General features: G+C 48.0%; 21 protein-coding genes. 12 read left to right on the forward strand and 9 right to left on the reverse strand.

What is annotated here, in order from left to right; translation table 11 throughout:
* Positions 1-17 precede the first annotated feature (17 nt).
* Together BLP55_RS03585 and BLP55_RS03590 are read left to right on the forward strand one after the other, a co-directional pair.
* On the forward strand, positions 18-1,478 hold the full coding sequence (locus BLP55_RS03585; protein WP_139149595.1) for a carboxypeptidase-like regulatory domain-containing protein: 1,461 nt from the start codon (positions 18-20) through the stop codon (positions 1,476-1,478).
* A gap of 5 nt (positions 1,479-1,483) precedes the next feature.
* Positions 1,484-1,909, forward strand: coding sequence for a hypothetical protein (locus BLP55_RS03590; RefSeq protein ID WP_139149596.1), 426 nt, complete (start codon positions 1,484-1,486; stop codon positions 1,907-1,909).
* Here BLP55_RS03590 and BLP55_RS03595 read toward each other — a convergent pair whose 3' ends face one another.
* From BLP55_RS03595 to BLP55_RS03625, 7 genes are all read right to left on the reverse strand, one after another.
* Positions 1,910-3,100: a hypothetical protein gene (locus tag BLP55_RS03595; protein ID WP_091140956.1), complete on the reverse strand. Its 1,191-nt coding sequence runs from the start codon at positions 3,098-3,100 to the stop codon at positions 1,910-1,912.
* Between the two features lie 20 nt (positions 3,101-3,120).
* Positions 3,121-3,951, reverse strand: a complete 831-nt coding sequence (locus BLP55_RS03600; RefSeq protein WP_091141054.1) for a type 1 glutamine amidotransferase — start codon at positions 3,949-3,951, stop codon at positions 3,121-3,123.
* Positions 3,952-3,996: 45 nt separating this feature from the next.
* Positions 3,997-5,103 carry a carboxylate-amine ligase gene (locus BLP55_RS03605; RefSeq protein ID WP_091140957.1) on the reverse strand — a complete coding sequence of 369 codons (1,107 nt, stop codon included), beginning with the start codon at positions 5,101-5,103 and terminating at the stop codon, positions 3,997-3,999.
* 73 nt (positions 5,104-5,176) lie between these two features.
* Entirely contained in the window at positions 5,177-6,130 is a 954-nt protein-coding gene (locus BLP55_RS03610) for an ATP-grasp domain-containing protein (protein ID WP_091140958.1), read from the reverse strand.
* 53 nt (positions 6,131-6,183) lie between these two features.
* Positions 6,184-6,897: an esterase family protein gene (locus tag BLP55_RS03615; protein ID WP_091140959.1), complete on the reverse strand. Its 714-nt coding sequence runs from the start codon at positions 6,895-6,897 to the stop codon at positions 6,184-6,186.
* A gap of 181 nt (positions 6,898-7,078) precedes the next feature.
* Entirely contained in the window at positions 7,079-7,477 is a 399-nt protein-coding gene (locus tag BLP55_RS03620; RefSeq protein ID WP_091140960.1) for a glyoxalase, read from the reverse strand.
* Between the two features lie 80 nt (positions 7,478-7,557).
* Positions 7,558-8,946, reverse strand: coding sequence for an OmpA family protein (locus BLP55_RS03625; RefSeq protein ID WP_091140961.1), 1,389 nt, complete (start codon positions 8,944-8,946; stop codon positions 7,558-7,560).
* A 153-nt stretch (positions 8,947-9,099) separates the two neighbouring features.
* On the opposite strand from BLP55_RS03625, the gene BLP55_RS03630 reads away from it, so the two are divergent.
* Together BLP55_RS03630 and BLP55_RS03635 are read left to right on the forward strand one after the other, a co-directional pair.
* A complete protein-coding gene (locus BLP55_RS03630) occupies positions 9,100-9,516 on the forward strand; it encodes an NUDIX domain-containing protein (protein WP_091140962.1) in 417 nt (138 codons plus the stop codon).
* 21 nt (positions 9,517-9,537) lie between these two features.
* Positions 9,538-9,942: an acyl-CoA thioesterase gene (locus BLP55_RS03635; protein WP_091140963.1), complete on the forward strand. Its 405-nt coding sequence runs from the start codon at positions 9,538-9,540 to the stop codon at positions 9,940-9,942.
* An 88-nt stretch (positions 9,943-10,030) separates the two neighbouring features.
* Here BLP55_RS03635 and BLP55_RS03640 read toward each other — a convergent pair whose 3' ends face one another.
* On the reverse strand, positions 10,031-11,293 hold the full coding sequence (locus BLP55_RS03640; protein ID WP_091140964.1) for a mechanosensitive ion channel family protein: 1,263 nt from the start codon (positions 11,291-11,293) through the stop codon (positions 10,031-10,033).
* Positions 11,286-11,570 carry a DUF3817 domain-containing protein gene (locus BLP55_RS03645; RefSeq protein ID WP_091140965.1) on the reverse strand — a complete coding sequence of 95 codons (285 nt, stop codon included), beginning with the start codon at positions 11,568-11,570 and terminating at the stop codon, positions 11,286-11,288. Before BLP55_RS03645 ends, BLP55_RS03640 begins: the two co-directional genes overlap by 8 nt.
* 101 nt (positions 11,571-11,671) lie before the next feature.
* On the opposite strand from BLP55_RS03645, the gene BLP55_RS03650 reads away from it, so the two are divergent.
* The 8 genes from BLP55_RS03650 to BLP55_RS03685 all read left to right on the forward strand — a co-directional run bounded on the left by BLP55_RS03650 (position 11,672) and on the right by BLP55_RS03685 (position 21,149).
* Entirely contained in the window at positions 11,672-12,181 is a 510-nt protein-coding gene (locus tag BLP55_RS03650) for a DUF6155 family protein (protein ID WP_091140966.1), read from the forward strand.
* A gap of 101 nt (positions 12,182-12,282) precedes the next feature.
* On the forward strand, positions 12,283-12,711 hold the full coding sequence (locus BLP55_RS03655; protein ID WP_091140967.1) for a hypothetical protein: 429 nt from the start codon (positions 12,283-12,285) through the stop codon (positions 12,709-12,711).
* A 60-nt stretch (positions 12,712-12,771) separates the two neighbouring features.
* Complete coding sequence (locus tag BLP55_RS03660) at positions 12,772-13,209, forward strand: hypothetical protein (protein ID WP_091140968.1); 438 nt, start codon at positions 12,772-12,774, stop codon at positions 13,207-13,209.
* 67 nt (positions 13,210-13,276) lie between these two features.
* A complete protein-coding gene (locus tag BLP55_RS03665) occupies positions 13,277-14,803 on the forward strand; it encodes a DEAD/DEAH box helicase (protein WP_091140969.1) in 1,527 nt (508 codons plus the stop codon).
* Between the two features lie 367 nt (positions 14,804-15,170).
* The gene (pelF, locus tag BLP55_RS03670) at positions 15,171-16,718 is read left to right on the forward strand and encodes a GT4 family glycosyltransferase PelF (protein WP_091140970.1); all 1,548 of its coding nucleotides are present in this window, start codon (positions 15,171-15,173) and stop codon (positions 16,716-16,718) included.
* 38 nt (positions 16,719-16,756) lie between these two features.
* Positions 16,757-18,370 carry a hypothetical protein gene (locus BLP55_RS03675; protein ID WP_091140971.1) on the forward strand — a complete coding sequence of 538 codons (1,614 nt, stop codon included), beginning with the start codon at positions 16,757-16,759 and terminating at the stop codon, positions 18,368-18,370.
* Positions 18,357-19,163 carry an endo alpha-1,4 polygalactosaminidase gene (locus BLP55_RS03680; protein ID WP_091140972.1) on the forward strand — a complete coding sequence of 269 codons (807 nt, stop codon included), beginning with the start codon at positions 18,357-18,359 and terminating at the stop codon, positions 19,161-19,163. Before BLP55_RS03675 ends, BLP55_RS03680 begins: the two co-directional genes overlap by 14 nt.
* Positions 19,164-21,149 (forward strand): hypothetical protein, encoded by a 1,986-nt coding sequence (locus BLP55_RS03685; RefSeq protein ID WP_091140973.1) that lies wholly within the window; start codon positions 19,164-19,166, stop codon positions 21,147-21,149.
* The last annotated feature ends 1 nt before the right edge of the window (position 21,150 follow it).

Here is a 21,150-nt window from a genome sequence, read left to right on the forward strand (position 1 = left end):
CAATAATTCAAACAAATATGAATAAAATCTACACTTATTGCATGGCATTGCTTGTCATGTTGTCTTTTTCCTGCAGCAGTGAAGATAAAGCTGCGATCGAAATCCCTACGCCGCCAAACTCGTCCACCGTCGATCTTTCGGGTCGCGTTGTAGACGAAAACGGAAATGCAGTGGCTGGCGCGCAAGTGACCAGTGGCGACCGTACCGCAACCTCGGGCGCTTCGGGTAGTTTCACGATACAAGCCACGGTGTCGAACGACAGGGGATTTGTTCGGGTGAGCAAAGCCGGTTACTTCGAATCGTTCAGGGGCTTCCAAAAAGCATCCGAAACCGGTTATATCGAAGTGGTGTTGGCCGCAAAAGCAACATCCGTCGTTTTCGAGAGTTCGACAGGTGCGTCGCTCACCAATCATGGCGGAACGGTAGATATACCAGCCAATGGATTGAAGAACGAGCAATCAGGGGTCGATTATTCGGGCCAGGTAACCGCCGATGTTCGATTTTTTTCCCCAGATGATGAGGGTTTTGCCACGTTGATGCAAGGCGGTGATTTTATAGGAATCAACCAAAGCGGCCAAACGGGGTCGCTAAAGTCTTACGGTTTTTTTGCGGTTGAACTCTATGCGGGCAACGGCGATCGGTTGAATCTTAAGGATGGCGTCACGGCAACGGTACGTTTCGATATTGCGCCGTCGCAACAAATATCGGCTCCCGTCAATATGCCTTTGTGGCATTTCGACGAGCAGCAAGGCATCTGGAAAGAAGACGGCGCGGCCACCAAAATAGGCTTGCAGTACCAAGGCGCTGTTTCACATTTTTCGTACTGGAATTTTGACATCCTTTATCCCAATGGCACCCTCAAAGGAAAAGTAGTATGCTATCCAGACCAGACGCCTTACGCACACCAGCGCATCACCATTTCGAACGGCCCACAACAACTTTACACGTATACCAATTGGAATGGGGAGTTCCAGGTAGATTATCCTGCAGGTTTTGCGGTAGAGGTGATTGCAGAGGGAACATTCTATGGACAATCGTTTGACGTTCCTCCGCTGGTAGCTGGTCAGCTATACGAAATGGCGGTACACTCTCCTTATTGTGAGACTAATTCTTCCTTTACATTCTCGGGCGCAAATTATCCGGCATTCGGATTCGCATATGCATCTGGTACTTGCAGTGGCAACATCAACGTAGAACTTAATACTTTTACCCCCGGAAGCGCTATACACTTCATTATTTCTAACATGCCAACGGCTTCGAGCGGGACATTTGCTTTCGGAAACTATGCCGATGGTAACTACTGCGAATTGCTTGGCGATTTTCAATTGGGGACACAGCACTACGGAACAAGCCTCGGTGGTACGCTCACCAAGACCGGCCCCTACAGCTTTACGTTTTCTTGCCTGATGAAGGAAGGGCTCAACGGGTCGAACGAAACCTATACCGTAACAGGATCGGGGACTTATTATCAAGAATAACGAATATGATTTCGAAAGTTTTAGTCGGAGGATTGGCGATGGTGTCGTGCGTCGGTTGTTCGTCGTTCAACACGTTGGCGTCCTATACGCAAATTAAAGAGGAAGATGGCTATTACAAAATCGTCAACGCCGAAGCGGGAATCGAGACCGTGACGTTCCACGATTTCAAATTTGCGACCAACCGAAGCAGTTTCAAAAAGCTGAACGCCAACAGGCCGGTGTTCAATAATATACTTGTATATGGGAGAACCGTCGACGAACCGTACGAATACTACCTGCTCTACAATCCAAAAAGCGCTTCAAATGCTGCGTATATGAGCAAGGATACGTTGGTTGGCGGGAAAAGGTTTGTGTTGGCGATTTCAAAAGAAGCACCTGCCGAAGACCGCAAGTTCCTTTTTGATCGGATGTTTCAATACATAACCGATTGATTATTTCACAAAAAGCCCCAACGTTCCGCCCACCCAATCCATGTCCTGGTTGTATTTTACACCAATCATTTCGCCGCGGCTGAGTCGTACGAGGTTGCTTACGGGCGTAGGCGCAGGTTTGCCTTTTTCCCAGATATAGAGAATCCGGACTTCGGCCTTGACTTTTCCCGTGGGTGATTGCAGGATGGGTTGGTAGTGCACTTTTTTCTGTAAGATGTACAGGTCCTTGTCGTGCACCGCTTCGATGTCTTCTTTTTTGACGTGGAAAATCACGCCGCTTCCCGAGAACGAAAAGAGCGGCTTGAGCACGTAGTTTTCAAGGTCGGCAGGGATTTCTTTCAACTCCGAGAGCAATGTCGTTTCTATAAAATACGGGCCTTTGAGCATCGGTAAAATGAATTTGCTGATCCTGAAAAACCAATTCGGATGCCCGGCCCATTCCACGTCAAGGTCGTCGCTAAAGCTAAATCCAAGGTTCAAATCCTTGCGCAGCTCCAGTTCGTCAAAGATGACGCGGTTGTAGATGCGTTTGACCAAAATCTCTTCGCCTTGCTTGTTCTTGTAAAAAAGTTGACGGCCCTTTTTGATGAGTTCGGTTACGCAAACCACCGCAACGCCCATATCGCGACGGCAGTAGTAAAAATCGATCTTGGTGTTTTGCTTTTCGGGTTCGATTTCGAGCAGAATGACGTTTTCCTTCGGATACCCGCCGCAAATCGCGTTTTCGAGGATTTCCGAATAGCTGCGATAATCCAATCCGCCCAGGAATGGGGTGGTTTCGGTAAGCGTCGGATAGTATTTGAGAAATTTATAATACAAATTGTACTGGTAGTTGAACAACGACGGGAACCCCTGCACCTCGATCAGTTTCGGGACCGTTTGCCCGTTTTCTTCGCATATCCCAAAATCGATCGCCAAAAAGGTGGTATGGTTGTCTTCGTTGGGCACCTGTGTATTCAAATCGAGTGCCTTTTGGGTAAGCGCCTTGAAATCGGGTTGGGTGATGAGTTTGATCACATCGTCGCATCCTTCGAGCAATTGCGATTGGAGCTTGTCCGAAATAAAGAACGGCGTCTCGGCCATACGAAACGTCGGCAGATAATCAAAATCGGCCGCGATATCCTGTTGGAACCATTGGTAACGCTCTTCAGAAAAATGGTTGTTGAACCAGGTGCGGTATTTTGTAATCATCTTAAATCGATATTGAATAATTAATTGGAGACCATTTTCTTGGTCTGGATCAAATCGTTGATCGCGATACGCAAAAAATTGGGGATCAGCGTTTCGTTGGTACGGTACACCTTTTCGTCGTCGAGCAGGTTTTCGAGCATGTCGCGGAATTTGCGTTTGCCTTTCATCGTACGGATTTTGTCGCGGGTTTCCTTTTTGCGGAGCGTCATCACAAAACTGATTGGATCGGCCTCTGGATGAAACTGCGTACCCACAAAATAGTCGGTAAAACGAACCGCCATGATCGCACGCTCGTACTTGACGTGGTCGCGGATTTTCTCGAGCGACAATATGGTCGCACCTTTATCCGAAAACACTTTCAGGTTGGGCTGCACGACCTGGTAATCGCGCGAATCCACGGCATAGAACGGATCGTCAAGCCCCTGCATCAGCGGATCTTCGGCGCCCGCAATGGTTTTGTGTACGGTCATGACGCCAAATGAGGTGTCGTTGCGTTTGGTAATCTCGGCCAGCCCAAAATGCTTACACGCCATCTGGAACGAATGGCAAATGAACAAAACGTGCTTCTTGACTTCCTTTTCGGCGTTCCACTTCAGGAGCGCGTCGATAAAGTCGTAGTATTTCAAATCCCACTTGCCGTCGCCGATAAGCGGATTGCCCGGTCCTCCGGTAGAAATGTAGATGTCATATTGTGCGATATCGGGAAATTCCGATTTGCCGCGTACGTCAAAAATTGTAAACTCGAGTAGGTGGTTGAAGCGGCCGATGATGTCGATGATACAGCGCATACCTTGATTGGGTTCGCCGTTGTACATGTCGAGTATGGCCAGCTTGATGGGGTATTGGTTCATCTGCATAGGTTTCGGTTCGGTTACAAAGATATTAAATTATTGTAACTAGAGCCCTTTGGTGAACTCGCCCGTGATGAAGTCGACCACCTTGGTCAAATCGCCGGTTTGTTCGTATACGGCCAGTTGTTTGTCGGCACCCGTACCGTTTTTCATCATCGTATGGACAAAATCGATGTGTTCGCGACTGCCCAGTTCATCGACCACATCGTCAATAAAATCGAGCAATTCCAAAATCAACGACTTGGTTTCGACTTCCTTCTGCAACCCAAAATCGATCATGTGGTTGTCTAAGCCGTAACGCGCCGCGCGGAATTTGTTTTCCTTGATTAACGCCAGTCGGTAAATGTTGAAACTGGTGTTGGCCACGGTCAGTTTGTAGAGTTTGGCGACAATGGCCTGGATGATGGCCACCACGCACATGGTTTCCTGGACGGTGAGCATCATGTCGCAAATGCGGAATTCGATCGTGCTGTAAAACGGATGCAAACGCAAATCCCACCAGATTTTCTTAGGGTTGTCGATGCAATTGGTCTTGACGAGTGTATCGAGGTATTTGTCGTACGAGGCGACGTGGTCAAAATATTCGGGCAATCCGGTACGCGGAAATTTGTCGAACACCTTGGTACGGAACGATTTGTAACCCGTTTGACGCGCTTCCCAAAAAGGCGAATTGGTGCTCAGCGCAAAAATGTGCGGCAAAAAGTAACACGCCTGGTTCATGAGTTGCAACCCGATCTCGCGGTTCTCGATGCCCACGTGACAATGCATCCCAAAAATCAGGTTCGAGCGCGCGGCATCCTGCAATTCGTTGACGATGGTATGGTACCTTGGGTCGTCGGTGATGAGCTGGTCCTGCCATTTCGAGAACGGGTGCGTGCCCGCGCCGCCCACGATCAGGCCTTGTTTTTCGGCCAGATCGACAATTTTGCTGCGCAGGAACCGGATCTCGGTATTGGCTTCCTTGACGTTGTTGCAAATGTTGGTGCCCACTTCGACCACCGATTGGTGCATCTCGGCCTTGACCTGTTCGTTCAAAAAGGTTTTGGCCCCATCGACGATTTTAGACAAATGCGACCGTAAATCGCGCGTTTCGGGATCGATGATTTGGTATTCTTCTTCTACGCCCAGCGTAAATGCGGGTAATTTTTTCATCTGTTAAGGGTTAGATGATTGGTGTTTTGGTTTTGGGGGATTCTGAACTTGTTTCAGAATCTATGATCGACGGTCATCTGTTGGCTTGCGATACCGAATCTTGCATGAACGTTCCCCAGGTCAAGTTCATCTTGCCGTCTTTGTGTTTCTTGGCCAAACCAATCGCCATCTTGGCCGCTTCTTCGACCACCCATTCAAAATTGGCTTCGCCCACCGATGTCTTTTCGGCATCGGGCGCAGGATTTCCAAAATCGATCGCATACGGGATGCCGTCGCGAACGGCAAATTCTACGGTGTTAAAATCGTAGCCTAGTCCTTTGCACAAACGCAGCGTGTAGTCTTTGATGGTCGCAAGCAATTTCTTGTCGGTGTTCGGGTTGTCTACCACATACCTTAAATGGTGCGGATTGCGCGGTTCATACGGCATGATCAACACCGATTTACGTCCCAAACAATACACCCGGAAATACGAATCGAACACGATTTCTTCCTGCAACAACATTACAAGTTGTCCGGTTTCGCGGTGTTTTTCCCAAAACTCTTCTTTGTTTTCAAGTCGGTAGACATTCTTCCAGCCACCGCCTGCGTACGGCTTCATATACGCCGGAAATTTGACATAGTCGAAAATTGATTCCCAATCCATCGGGTAGGCCAGGTTTCGGAACGACTTGGCTGTGGTGTCGGTAGGATGCTCGGCCGAAGGTAAAATCACTGTGTTCGGAAGCGGCACGCCCAAAACATCGGCCAAACAGTTGTTGAAGAACTTGTCGTCGGCGCTCCACCAAAACGGATTGTTGATCACATTGGTTCCCGTAAGCGCCATGTTCTTTAAATAGGCGCGGTAAAACGGCACGTCTTGCGAGATGCGGTCGATGATCACGGCATATTCGCCGCCCTTGTTTTGCACGACCTTGTCGATCGAAACCGCCTCGGCCACGATGCCTTTTTCATTCTTCGAATTTACGCGGTCTATGAAAGCCTGAGGAAATGTGTCTTCCATACCGAATAAGATGCCTATTTTTTTCATAGTATTTTAATGTTGTCAAAAGTCGAAAGTCGAATGTCTAACGAACGATTGGGTTATAAAAATTTGATTCGTGATAAATAATGTGGGAACATTTCTTTCCAAACGGGCCAGTCGTGTTGGCGGTCCTGGCGCACATCCAGCCAATGGTGTACATTTTTTTGTTGCAGGATGCGGCTCATGCGCAAATTGTCGTCAAAACAAATGTCCCAGTTCGACGTGCCCAAAACAATGTCCATGTTCCACAGTTCGTGGTCCTCGAGGCCAAACAAATAGTCCTCGGGGCTGTTAAAATACACGTGCTCGTCGTGGTAGCCGTTCATGAAACTCTTGATGCTGAACGCGCCGCTCATCGAAAACATGTGACTTACATAGCCCGGATGACGAAATGCAAAATTGGCCGCGTGGTAACCACCGAAACTACAGCCTGCCACGACCACTTTTCCTGCGCCGGTATTGTTCCGGACGCGTTCCACGATTTCGTGGCAAATCATTCGGTCATACCACACATGGTTTTGGATGCGGTTTGCCGGATGGATGTGTTTTTGATAAAAACTATCCTTGTCTATGCTCGATGGGCAAAAAATCTGCACCAGTCCTTGCTCGACATACCACCGCGCCGACTCGATGAGCCCCATGTCCTTGTTTTCATGGTAACTTCCCATAGACGTAGGAAAAACGATGACGGGATAACCCGCATGGCCAAAGACCAGCATTTCGGCATCGCGGTTCAAATTGGGCGAATGCCATTTAAAGTATTCTTCTTTCATGGGCGATTAGTATTGCACAATTATAATAAAAATATCGCTGGGTTGCCCATTTAGTTGAGAATATCGACGAAAATTATCGGAATGTATAGAACAACCGTCATATATTAACAAAACGACAACCAATCCTTAATTTTAGCGGATGTGTTGCCGTTTTGTCAATACTAAAAATCCCGAAAGTTGGCTATTCGGGCATTTCAAACAGTTGCACCTGGCTCTTGAGCCGCTCGATCAGCATATTCATCATGCGTTTGTTGAGACTCGATGAATTCTGGATGTATTCGGCATACTCATCAAGGCTGAACAAACTGATGATCATTCCCTTGAGCGAGTTGCGGAATTTAATGTCCTTCTGGATGACGTTTTCAATGTAGTGCAGCTTTTTTTCGACCGACAGGTTGTAGAAGTCATTTTTGTGTTTGCTGATCTGGTTCGCAAAAACCGCCAGGAACAAATCGTTCTGCAGTTTCAAGATGGGGCGAAGCGTTTGGTTTTGGAAGATTTCTTCGGCCGAAGACTGTTGCGTAATCGTGCCGATGGTCTCTCCGCGGAAATCCCTGATAAAGCCTTCTCTGGTTTCCATGGTGTTTTCTTTTAAAGGTAAAAAAAATCCCCTGTCAGCCGACAGGGGATTTTTGATACTTATCAAGAAAGCGTTGTTAATTATTGTCTTACCTTGAACGTTACACGTCTAACGAGTTTGCGTGCGCCGGCTGAATCCGGATCAACCGAACTGTCTTCGCCTTTCGATACGACATTGAGTCGGCTGGCCGGGATGCCTGCCTTGACCAAGATCGCCTTGACGCTTTCGGCACGTTTGTTGGCCAAGCTCACATTGTAAGGCGACGAGCCGATCTCATCCGCATTTCCGATGATGTCGATCGATGCCGATGGGTTGTTTCTCAAGTAGGTCAACATAAAGTCGATGCCCTCTGTCGAAACGTTGGTAGGCTTGGTCTTGTTGAAATCGAAATACGTCGTCACGTAACCGTCGTTGATGAGTTTTCTGACCATTTCCTCGTTGGCCGTTGCAGCAGCCTGGGTGATGGTTTCCTTGGTCGCAAAATTGGTTTGCAGGTAATTCTCGAGTTCGTCAGGAATACCATTTTTGTTGATGTCCACCATACGGCCTTTGGTATCTACGGCCACACCCGCGATCGAGTTGTTTTCTACGTCCAGGTAATCCGGCACACCGTCTTTGTCGGCATCGTTCAACATGGTTTCGAGGTCGCCGATACGTTTGTCGAGTTCTTCGAATTCCTTGCTTTTCGGATCTTCGATGATGGCCCAGTCGCCGTGCAATTCATCCGAACCAAACGAGTAGGTAAGGCCGATGCTTCCGGCAATCATGTGACCGGAAAGGTTGTGGTCGCGGTCTGCGTAGTGACCGTCCCAAGCAAAGTGCTGTCTGAAATTGGTGATGGTCGAAAAATCCCCGATGATCGAGATTTTCTTGGTGATGCGAAATTCCGGAGACACACCAATCATGACACCAAGGTTGTTCTCGGTACGGTCGATGTTCGACGGCCCGCCAGGTTCTCCCGGTTCGTCTTGAAGTTGTGGATCGATGCCTGTATCCAATTTTGGCGTAAAACGCGCATACACGAAACCACCGTGGATCAACATGTTAAAACGGCCCAATTGTTCCTCGATACCCAACAATCTCGCCGAGTTCACGACACCTTGTACATCAAAACGCAATTGCTGCGTCTCGAACGGCTTGCTGCCTGTGATGTTCTCAAACTTATCGTAGGTTCCGCCGAGTCGCAATCCAAATTTAGGACTGAACATGTAACGCGCGGCCAAACCAAATGAATTGAACTTAAACGCACCGAGCACTTTGTCGGGGCTACTCGAATAATAGCCGTCGCTGTAAGGCTTGGTCCCTTTTGACTGCCCTGCAGTAACCTCGACCGTCCATTTGTTGTAGGTGGCATGTTCGACTACCTCATCGTTGGCGTCTTTAATGTCGTCTTTTTTGGGGTCGTCTTGCGCAGAAACATTGGTAAAAACCAAAAAGGCAGCAGATAAAAAGAGTAAGTTTTTTTTCATAATTGAATCAGGATTATCTCGTAGGAGGCCTTAATTATTTTTAAATTAGTCTTTGCAAATATAGCGGTTTAGATTTAAAATTCAACCTTTAACGGAATAATTGCGCATTTTATCGGAATTTTACAATCAATTCATAATTAGTTAAAAATAACCATGCGAACCTCAAAAATTTTTGTGACCGTCGACATTGTTGTGCACCAACCAACGCTGGCCGGCGGTAAGATTTTGCTGATCCAACGCAAGAATCCGCCGTTCGAGAACCAATGGGCACTACCCGGTGGTTTTGTCGACGAGAACGAGAACCTTCCCGATGCGGCCCAACGTGAGCTTCTAGAAGAAACGTCGATCAGGGTCCAGCACGTAGAACAGCTCAAGGCATTCGGCAAGCCCGGTCGCGATCCGCGTGGGCACATGGTGTCGGTGGCATTCTTGGCACGCATTACCGACGAACACCAAAAACCCGAAGCCGCCGACGATGCCCAAGACGCGCAATGGTTTTCGGTTAATCATTTGCCAACATTGGCCTTCGACCATGCCGAAATCATTAACTTTGCACTGACCAAAATTTAACCAATCACTATACAGGTTTATATGTTATTCCACACCAGAAAATGGGTCAAGCCCGAAGATTTGAACCCCAACGGTACCTTATTCGGCGGTAAATTGCTGGCCTGGATCGACGAGGAGCTCGCGCTGTTCTCGATCATCCAACTCGAAAATACGCGTATCGTGACCAAACACATGTCCGAAATCAATTTCAGGAGTTCGGCGCGACAGGGCGACATCATCGAAATCGGCATCGACGCGGTCAAATTTGGCAACACGTCGATCACGCTCAAGTGCGAGGTGCGCAACATCATGACCCGTGAGGTGATCATCACCGTCGATTCGATCACGATGGTGGCGCTGGGCGACGACGGAAAACCGAAAGGGCACGGGAAGATAAAACTTGAGAAATTGGACGATCGGTTTAGGAAGATCGAAAACAAGGATTGAAAATTCCAAATTCCAAATTCCAAACTCCAAAATCCAAATTCCAAACGTTCTTAGGAGGTTTTGGAATTTGGGATTTGGTGCTTGGAATTTAATTATCAAAGGCTTTTTTCCCTTCGCTCGGCAATTCGAAAATCTCCAAATCAAAATACCCGACCGACGCAAAGATGTGGTCGAAAATATCGGCCATGATGTACTCGTAATTCTCGAATCTTTTATCGCTGGTAAACGTATAGATTTCGAGCGGGATTCCGTATTGCGTGGGTTGAAGCTGACGGCACAACAGCAACATCTCTTTGTTGAGCGCCGGATGGTGCTGCAGGTATTGCGTGATGTATTTTCTAAACAGCCCAAAGTTGGTCATGTTACGTCCGTTGATGGGAAGCGAACGGTCGATCTCATGCGCGGTATTGTAACGATCTATCTCGTTTTGACGATCTTCTATATAGCTGGAAATCAATTGAATTTTTTTCATCTTCTCAAGTTCTTCTTCACTCAAGAAACGAATGCTTTTGGTCTTGATGTTGATGTAGCGCTTGATGCGTCGCCCGTCTGAATTGAGCATGCCGCGCCAGTTGCGGAACGAGTCCGAAATCATCGAGTAGGTGGGGATGGTGGTCGTCGTATTGTCGAAGTTGCGCACCTTGACCGTGGCCAGGTTGATCTCGATCACGTCGCCATCGGCCCCGAATTTGTCGAACGTGATCCAGTCGCCAATGCGCACCATGTCGTTGAGCGACACCTGTACGCTGGCCACAAAGCCCAAAATCGTATCGCGAAAAATCAAGATGATGATGGCCGAAATCGCACCGAATGTCGCAAAAAGTGTGTTGGGTTTGATGTTGAACAGCTCCGAGATGATCACAAAAATACCGATCATCCACAACACAATCATCACAACCTGGATGTAGCTATCGATGGGTTTGTCGGCGTATTTGGGCATTTGTTTGAGGTGGTCGCGCAAGGCGTTGAAAATCGTGCGTACGATCCACAAACTCAGTAAAATGATGTAGATGCCCACGAGTTTCCCGAACACGGTTTCCCAATACACATAATTGTCGAGGATCACCGGTACCGATTTGTAGATGAACAGCAGCGGAATCAGGTGCGCAATGTACTTGGCCGTTTTGTTCGACACCAGCAAATCGTCGAAACGCGTCTTGGTGCGCCGCGCGATCACAACCATGGCGGTCACCAGCGCCATCCTGAAAATAAGGTAAATCCAATAGGAGATGAAACACAGGATGACGATGTTCACCAAAAGGCTCGAATAAGAAGCCAGCGTATCGCCCATGTGCCATTTGCGGAACAGGGGATAGCACCAGCCAAATATTTGCTCGAGCAGTTTATGCATTGGCCAGGTATTTTTTGTCGATGTAGAACGTGCCGAAAGGCAACAACGAAGCGATCAAAATGATGCCGAATTTTTTCCAGTCCCAACCGAGTTCGATCTTGAGCATGATGGCCAAAATGACATAGCCGATGAACAACAGCCCGTGCGCCATCCCGATCGGGAACAGCAAGGTCTTGTACAAATCCATGTTGGTAGGCTTGATGAGGAGCATGTTGGCGAAAAGCGCGAGGTAGGAAACCCCTTCGGCCAACGCGACGAATTTAAAAATACGGAGCATAATTTGAATGTTGTTTGGAAATTTGCAATTGTGGCGCTAAATTACGCAATGTTGTTTGGTTATCCGATACAAACCAAGATACTTTTATCACAAATTTAGCCATGAGCAAACGCGACCTCAAAAAATACCTGACGGGCCTCGACAAAGATCAGATCGAGGAACAATTCCTGGCCTTATACGACAAGTTTCCGGACGTAAAAACCTACTACGATTTTGTGTTCCATCCCAAAGAAGAAAAGCTGGTGGGCGAGGCCAGGGTCAAGATTTCGAACGAATACTTTCCGACCAAGACCCGGCGCGCGAAGCTACGGCGTTCGACGGCGCAAAAAATCATCAAACACTTCCTGATGCTGGGCGTCGAGCCGCATGCTGTGGCCGATGTGATGCTGTTCGCCATAGAAGTCGCCCAGAAATACACAGCCCGGCGCGAGGTGCGTTCGGCGACGTTCTACAAAAGCATGCACAAATCGTTCGAGCAGGCGGTAGACTACACCATCGCGCAAGGCATTGTTGGAGATTTTAACGATAGGATCACGTCCATCGCCGAGCGCGCAGCAAGCCAACAATGGGACAATGTGTGGGATTTCGAGCGCACGGTTTCGCGTATTTAAGGGACTAATTCGCGTTAAAATGGAAATCGTAAAAGGTTGGATGTAAATTCTGTAACCACAGCAGTTACAGAAAACGGAATTTTGATTAAAATTTGGGGATTATGCTACTGAAAACGAACCTTCAAGACGATTTGTTTTTCGCGTTCCTCATCCCGCATGTATCAAAATTGTTGATCTACCGCGACCATTGGAACGAAGGCGAAACCATGCGAAAAGTGCTTCCCGAAGTATTGCGCGAAGGCCTTTTCGCCAAGCTGTCGGTGGGGAACCAAGCCATCGACTACTGCGGCACGACCATGCCGTACGAAGACTGCGCCATCATCAACATTGGGTTGTTCGGATTGGAAAACCTAACCCATACGCCGTCGAGCATCGAAACGCTGTTTGCGGCCGAGATCGACAATCGGTCCAACGTCATCCAATTCAGCAATACCATCATAGACCGCGATAAAAACGTGAGCTGCATCGAATGTTCAGTCCAGATCGCGCATGCTTCGGCACCCGTCGTCGACGATTACCGGGCTGCATAGCCAATAGTGTAGTGTAACAAAAATTTGCGACGGCCGTCTGGCTTTCGAAATTTGTAACCGATGCTATCCAAAATTTACCTTCTGGTTCGTACACAACGCTTTTTTACTTTTCTGACCTGGCCTACACGCATACTGCTTACATTGGCGTTTTTGCCTTCCGGACTCAAGAAAGTCATAGGGGCGCGGTTCACTCTGATGCCCGTGGACACGAACGTGGGGTTCTTTTTTGAAGCTTTATACCGCACTGGTTTTTACTGGAATTTTTTGGGATTGATGCAGTTGACCGCTGCCGCCTTGCTGCTTGTCCCGCGTACGGCTTATTTTGGTGCGTTACTTTATTTGCCGATTGTAGCCAACATCTGTGTCATTGTCACGGCCATGCAGTTTGAGGGCACACCTGTCGTGGCTGCGCTGATGTTGCTGGCCAACATCTATCTGTTGGTGTGGGATTATCCCAAGACCAGACGGTTGGTGGCTGTGATTTTTCAAAAAACCTAAATTTAACGGTGCACGATGTCGGAAAACTGTTTTTTAGCTGTATTTTTGCAAAATTGTAAAAATCGCCATGCAAAACAGTCATTTCGAATCTGAAGTCGAGGAAAAAAAGGAGCTTTACGGCTACCAGCAAGGCGATATCGACGCCATTTTCGAACGGTTGGACAACGCGCCGCCGACACATCATTTGCTGTACCAACTTCCTACGGGCGGTGGCAAGACGGTCATTTTTTCTGAAATCGTACGCCGTTACTTGTCCAAACACGACAAAAAAGTGGTCGTGCTCACACACCGCATCGAATTGTGCAAGCAAACTTCGAAGATGCTCGACGGTTTTGGCGTGACCAACAAAATCATCAACAGCAAGGTCAAGGAATTGCCCGACCAAAACGAGTATTCGTGCTTTGTGGCGATGGTCGAGACGCTCAAGAACCGCATCAACGACGAAAAATTAAGACTCGACAACATTGGGCTGGTGATCATCGACGAGGCGCACTACAACTCATTCCGAAAACTCCTCCATTCGTTCAGGAATTCTTTTATTTTGGGCGTGACGGCCACACCGCTGAGCTCGAACATCAAGCTCCCGATGAACCAGAATTACGACGAATTGATCGTGGGCGACACCATTCGTTCGCTCATCGAAAAAGGATTTCTGGCCGAGGCCACGACGTACAGTTACGATGTGGGGCTTACCTCGCTCAAGGTGGGCATCAACGGCGATTACACCGTCAAATCTTCGGACGATTTGTATTCGAACATGGTCATGCAAGAGAAGCTGTTGCACGCTTATACCGAGAAATCGCTGGGCAAGAAGACGCTGATTTTTAACAACGGTATCAACACCTCGTTGTATGTGTACGATACTTTTCGCGAAGCCGGTTTCGACATCCGACACCTTGACAACACCTCGTCGGCCGAGGACAGACGCGAAATCTTGCAATGGTTCAAGAAAACACCCGATGCCGTGCTGACCTCGGTGGGGATCTTGACCACCGGATTCGACGAACCTACCGTAGAAAGCATCATTTTGAACCGCGCCACCAAGTCGTTGACGTTGTATTTCCAGATGATCGGACGCGGTTCGCGCAAACTACCCGGAAAAGACAAGTTTACGGTAATCGATTTGGGCAACAATGCCGCACGTTTTGGGCTTTGGGACGCGCCGCTCGACTGGCAGCACATTTTTAAGGCACCTGAATTTTACCTCGAAAGCCTGCGCGACGACGCCGAAATCGAATTGTATTTCAAATACGAAATGCCTCCCGCGTTGCGCGCCAAGTTCGGCAAGACGCCAGACGTTACTTTTGACGTCGAGGAAGAACACAAAAAAGCCATCGCGCAAAACCTGCGCTCGAAGGTGGTTTTTGAAAAGTCGCTCGACCAGCATGCCGCGATGTGCGTAGACAATGCGGATGATTTGTTTGGCGCCAAAATGCTCGCCAAAGAGCTGGCCGACGACATCGAATCGCGCATGAAACGCTATGTTTCGTGCCTGGCGCATTGCAGTAAAAACTACCGTGGCTGGCTCATCGAAGACTACAAAAACAAGTTGGTGGTGCTCATCGGGAAGAAATTCCGCGAAAAGCACTTTTAACCGACAAACGGACAACCGTCCAACTCGATGAAATACATCATTTTACCGATGTATGCTCCTTTTTCATTTTAACGTTTTTTTTGTCGGAACGATTATCGGTCGAAATTGTGCATTTCATCGGAATTATGAGCGTTTATAACTGATTTAGAGGTATTTTTTTTTTTAATACAATCGGTGAAAATATCTTTGTCAAGTAAATCAGCTTTAAAAATCGTCAGAATTTAAGTTTTTGAAGCGCAGTTTAGTTTGAACAAAAAGAGTCCGAATGCCATCTCTTTTTGATACCACCACACTAAACGGATTTGATAACAAAAATGAAGTGTTTTTTTATTGAAACTGTTTAAGCGTGTAACACACACCCCAGATTATGGAACAGAAGTACGATGTAATGTTAATCTTAGAAGGAACTTACCCGTTCAATGGCGGCGGGGTTTCTACGTGGGCGCACATGTTGTGCAACAAGGTAAAGAACGTAAACTATACGCTTTACTCGATCAATGCCGATTTCGAAGCCAAATCTAAGTACAAACTGTCCAACAGCGTCAAGGACGTGGTGCAGGTGCCGTTGTGGTCGCCTTTGGAACCGCAGGAAATCATCAGCTACGGCAAGAAATTCTACAAGTCGGTCAACCGCAAGGAGCAGGACGACGATAGGGCAGTGGTCGAGCAGTTTTTGCCGATTTTCCGTCAACTTGTCCACAACATTTACACCAACCACCAGAATCCGGAAGAGATGGACGATGTCATTTTCGATATGTGGCAGTTCTTCCAGAAACACGATTACAAGAAAACCATGCGCAGCAAGGCGGTTTGGAAAACCTTTTGCGACATGATTACCGATATTGTGGCCGAAGACAACCACTACGAAGCGACGTTGTATGACCTCACTGTAGGCATGCGCTGGATTTACCGCTTTTTGATGCCGTTGTCGATCGACGTGCCCAAGGCCGACATCTCGCACCTGACCTTGTCTGGTTTTCCGGTGATCCCGGCGCTGGTGCTCAAGTACAAATACGGGACGCCGATCATCGCGACCGAGCACGGTGTGTTCATCCGCGAGCGTTTGATTGCGATCAACTCTTCTGAATATTCATTCTTTTTGAAAAACCTGTTGATCCGTTTCTCTGAGGCGATCACCAAGGTGGTATACCACAAGGCCGACATCATCCTTTCTGTGAACAAATTCAACATGTCATGGGAAAAGATGTACGGTGCCAACCCAAGCAAGATCGACGTCATTTACAACGGGATCGACCACGAATTGTTCGTGCCGATGGCCAAGCCTGCGCATCTGAAGGATGTTCCTACTGTAGTGGCGGCCGCGCGTATCTTTGAATTGAAGGACATCTTGACGATGATCCGCTCTTGCGAGGTGGCCAAACGCAGCATCCCGAACGTGAAGTACCTCGTGTATGGCGACAACAACGCCGTACCGGAGTACACCAAGGAATGTCGTGCGCTGATCAGCGAGCTGGGCCTTGAGGACAATTTCATCCTGGCCGGTTACCACGACAAACCACACCAGTTGTTTGCCGAGGGCGACATCTCGATCCTGACCTCAATTTCAGAAGGTTTCCCGTACACCGTATTGGAATCGATGAGCTGCGGCGTACCGGTGGTGGCTACCGATGTAGGTGGCGTGACCGAGGCGCTCGACGAGAAATGCGGTTTCATCTGCAAGCCAAAAGACTACGAAGCACTCGGACAAAGTGTCGTGACCTTGTTGCAGAACGAAGGCATGCGCAAGGAAATGGGCGCTTATGCCAGAAAGAAAGTCATCGAGAATTTTACCATCGATAAGTTCATCAAGGAATATGAAATCGCTTATGATTTCGTAGTCAACAAAAAAGTTCAAACAACCGTCGAACCAATTTATCTCAACACCGACCTGCAACAAGCTATGGAGGCCTCGTAAGCCTACTTTTTTGCCAAAACTAGAAACCCCAATCTACTATGGAAAATCACTACAAGAACATCAAGTCTTTAATAGAGAATACTAAAGACAAGATCGGCAAACCCGTGAGCAGCCAAGTCGTTGCCGCTACGATCGAGTCGTTTGGTATCCGTGAGAAAGACACCATGCAGGACTTTGGTTTCCTGTCTATCCAGGACCTGGCCGATTTGGTGTACTACGAACTCACCACAGACCAATACCACATTGGCGCCAAGAACGCCAAGGAACGCGAGGTCGAACAAACGCAGCCCAAGACCATCCAGGTTTCGGACTATTTGCGCGTCAAGGCCAAGATTTTTGCCGAGTATTATTCGCTCGGTATTTTCCACCTCTTACCGGTTTTGATCCAAATCGCGGCCATCATCGTATTCGGCTATTCGCTTTGGACGTATGTCGGGTTCAACCAGATCCAATCAACGGCTGTTGTTTTGGGCGTAATCGTCGGGCTCATCGCCACGGGCGGATTCGTCCAGGTCATCGGGCGTCAGGCATCGTTCTACTGGAATTACGAAGATTACCAAATGACCAGGCAAACGATCAACTACCTGCACAAAGTAGGGGTGTTGTCGATTTTCCTGGTGTTGGGCGTGATCTTTTTGGCCAATTTCTTTTTCCATTTGTATCCTTACGAGGTGCTTTTCGTGGTGTTTGCCTATGCATTTTTGATCGGGTTGCTGTTGTTGTTGCTCGCGCCGTTGCACACCATCAAACAGCGCTGGGTGATTACCGTGGCGGTTTTGGCGGGAACGGCGGTGGCTATTTTCCTCAAGGAATCTACCCAACTTATGGTCTACACGACGCACTGGATTGGTATTGCGGTGGCCATTGTCATCTCGAAGGCGTTCCTGGTATTGTACTTCAACCGTCTGATCAAGAAAAACCAGTCGCAAACCAACCACAAGATCAAGGTGCCGGTGATGTTGTACCACAACTACCAGTTTTTCTTTTACGGCATTTTTATTTACGTGTTCATCTTCATCGACCGTATACTGGCCTGGTCTTCAGGGGCCAATGGTCCGCTGCCTTTTTTGGTGTATTTCGAAAAAAATTATGAATTGGGGATGGATTTGGCTATTTTGGTCTTTTTGTTACTGGCCGGCGTGCTCGAATACAGCATCGCGTCGTTCACCCGATTCATCGACATCGGACAAAAAAACACAAGCCACAACACGCCCGAGGTGTTCAACAAATCGCTGCGCAACATGTACTGGCAACAGATTTTGCTGTTGTTCGTAACCAGCGCGCTGGCATTTGGATTCATTTATCTGATCATCAGTGCGTCATGGGGGTTTGAAGCCCAATTCAAGGAGCCATTGTTGCGTTTGAGCATCAAGGTGTGTCTGTTGGGCGGGGCCGGTTATATGTTGTTGGCCTGGGGCATGCTCAATTCGCTGTACCTGTTTACGTTGGGTCAGGCGATGAAGCCGCTCAAGGCGATCATTTATGCGTGTTTGGTAAACCTGTTTCTCGGTTTTGTCTTAAGTCGATTTTTCGCCTATGAATACAGCGTTGTCGGGATGCTATGCGGTGCCGCGTTGTTCGTCGCGCTGACGCTCAGGGCCAACATCAACTATTTCAAGAACCTGGATTATTACTACTATGCGGCTTACTAAATTTTTCCTTTTTGTCTTACCGTCGGTGTTGCTGACCAACCTTTTTGCGTCGGGTACCAAGAAGAATACGGTGTTGGTTTGTTATGGCAAGCTCAAGGCCGAATCGATCAAGGGCTATGGCTACGTCATCCTCGAAGCCAAGCACTACACGGCCGTCGAAGTAAAACAAATCAAAAGCCAAAACGAAAAGGTATTTGCCTACATGAGTCTGGGTGAGGTCAACGCCCACGCGGCGCATTACAAGGCGTTGAAGAACCACACGCTGGGGAAAAATGAAATCTGGAACAGCTACTATTTGAACCTCAAGGCCGAAAAGACGTCGACCGTTTTGATGGACATCATCAACAAAGCGTTGGCCAAGGGTTACGACGGCATGTTCCTGGACAACATCGACAACTATTCGATCTATGGTCCGCAAAAAGACCAACGCAAGGAATTGGTGACATTGTTGCGCAACATCAAGGAAAAATACCCCAAAAACCTGTTCATCCAAAATGCCGCGCTCGAACTCGTGCCCGAAACATCGGCCTACATCGATGCGGTGGCGATCGAGTCGGTGGCAAGCCTCTACAACTTCAAGACCAAGCAATACGGGTTGCGCGACGCCAAACAATTCGAAGAAACGATGACGCGTCTCAAGAACATCACCACTACGCACAAAGTACCGGTGATCGTAATCGAATATGCCGATACGCAAAGCCTTTACAACAAAATCATCGAACGCATCAAGCCTTCGGGATTCCAGTATTTTATCGGGAACATCGATTTGCAACGAATACCAAACTTCAAGTAAATGTTGCTGACCAGTTCCATATTATTAGGATTCATACGGCTCGGTTTCATCTTGCTGTTCTTGTTCTATTTGAACCGCAAGTTTGTCAACAGCAAACGTTCGGTGAGTTTCCTTGAATTCCTTACGACCAACTGGTTCCGCTACGGCAGCGCCACACTCATCGTCGTATTCGCCTTGGTACAAACCAACGCTTACAATTTGTTCAACACCATGTTTTTGTTGCTGGTCATCATCGGGATCGACCTGATCGGGATCGAGAACCTCAAGCACCTGCGTACCTATTTTAACGTACACATCAAGTCTACATTATTGCGTTTTTTGCGCGATGTCGAGAACAAGAAGTCGCTATGGCAGTGGATTTCGGTGCGGTCCAAAAAGAAGAAGAACAAAAACAAACGACGCCAGAACATCCTGGTGCTCGTGTTGACGATACTCATCGGCGGGATTACGTTCATCAGCCGTTATTTTTTCATCAAATACGACAATTATTCGTTGTCCGACGCCTGGATCGCCGATTTGGCCAAGGTCATCGAATTCGACAACCAGTTTTGGTTCAAGGACGAAGTGGCGGTAAACGGCGAATTTGCGCTCGTAAGCCTTTACGGGAAAATCACCGACGTGTCGCCCGAGATCGCGCTCCAGGTCATCTCGATACTCGAAGCAACATTGCTCGCCGTACTGATCTTTTGGCTGGTGCGCAAACTCACGCCATCGAAGGTATTGGCCCCGATCATCGGCGCGTTTTCGTTTGCGCTGGTGTATGTGCTTACACCTATCAACGTTTATTATTTGCTCGAAAACGACCCGACTTTTATGGCGATGACATTTGGGATCCCCATCATGGTTTTTTACCTGAGACCCGAATTGTTGCGCGTAGGCAAGCTGAGCTATTACCTGAGTTTTGTGCTGGCGTTTTGTGCGGTTGGTTTGATCGATTTCTTTACGCTCATCGTATTGCTGCCGCCTTTTTTGGTCATCGGATTGGTCTTCAGTAAATTCGGATCCAAGTTGTTCAACCTGATCGGCATGTTGTCCTATGTGACTTCATTGGGCGTGCTGTTTGTCGTTTACAGCGTGGCCTGTCATTACATCAAGGCCGACTTTTGGGAATTTTTCCACGCCAATCTGTTGTCGGTGACTTCCTATACCTACGTACCGCAACTGGTCCTGCCGTATGGCCAACTCATCATGTATTTCCAGTACATGACCCTGGCGGGCGCTGTGTTGATCCTGTTATTTTTGCTCGTCAAGCGCGAAAACTGGAGTTTTACGGCAGCTTTTTTCCTGTATTTCAATTTCCTGGTGTTCCTGGCCACCGTGCACAACGAATGGATCGACCGCGACATGATCATCAATTCGCTTACCGTGTTTTTGCCGATCATTTTCGGGCTCAATGCGGCGCTGGTGGTCCGGTTCTTTAACCTGGCACTTTATAAACTCGAGCGTTTTGCGCCGTATACAGCCTTTGCGCTGATGGGCGGTTTGGTCTATGCGTCGATTTATTTTCAGCAACGCAACATCGAGTCGCTTACCGAATCAGACCATACGCCCAAGCAAATCCTCGACGCCTACGACAAGATTTCGAAAACCTATTTCCCGTATTCGTATTCGATCGTCAACGACCCGGCCACGCAGGTCATCAGTTTGAACAAACACTTTTTCATGAACTACGAATACTTCCTTGAAGATTATGCCAAGGTCGATTCGATTTACTTCAAGAACAAAAAAGACCCTAAATTCTTAATCAAAAACCCTCAGTATGCGCTAACCAAGAGTGTTTTGGTTTTTGTGCTCAATGCAAAGAGCAAGGCCGAGAACAACATCTTTTCGCAAAACAAATACCTGTCTGCCGAACTGGAATACAAACTCGATCTGCTGCGCCAGCGTGGCCGTAAGGTGAACCTGTTCTACGACAGCGAAGTGCTCAAGGTATTCGAAGTGGTCAACGAGCCCGGCGAGAGCAAGATTACTGAATTAATTTTCTAGC

Origin of the sequence: Flavobacterium caeni (assembly GCF_900101895.1) — a bacterium.
In the GTDB taxonomy this organism is placed as follows: Bacteria; Bacteroidota; Bacteroidia; order Flavobacteriales; family Flavobacteriaceae; genus Flavobacterium; species Flavobacterium caeni.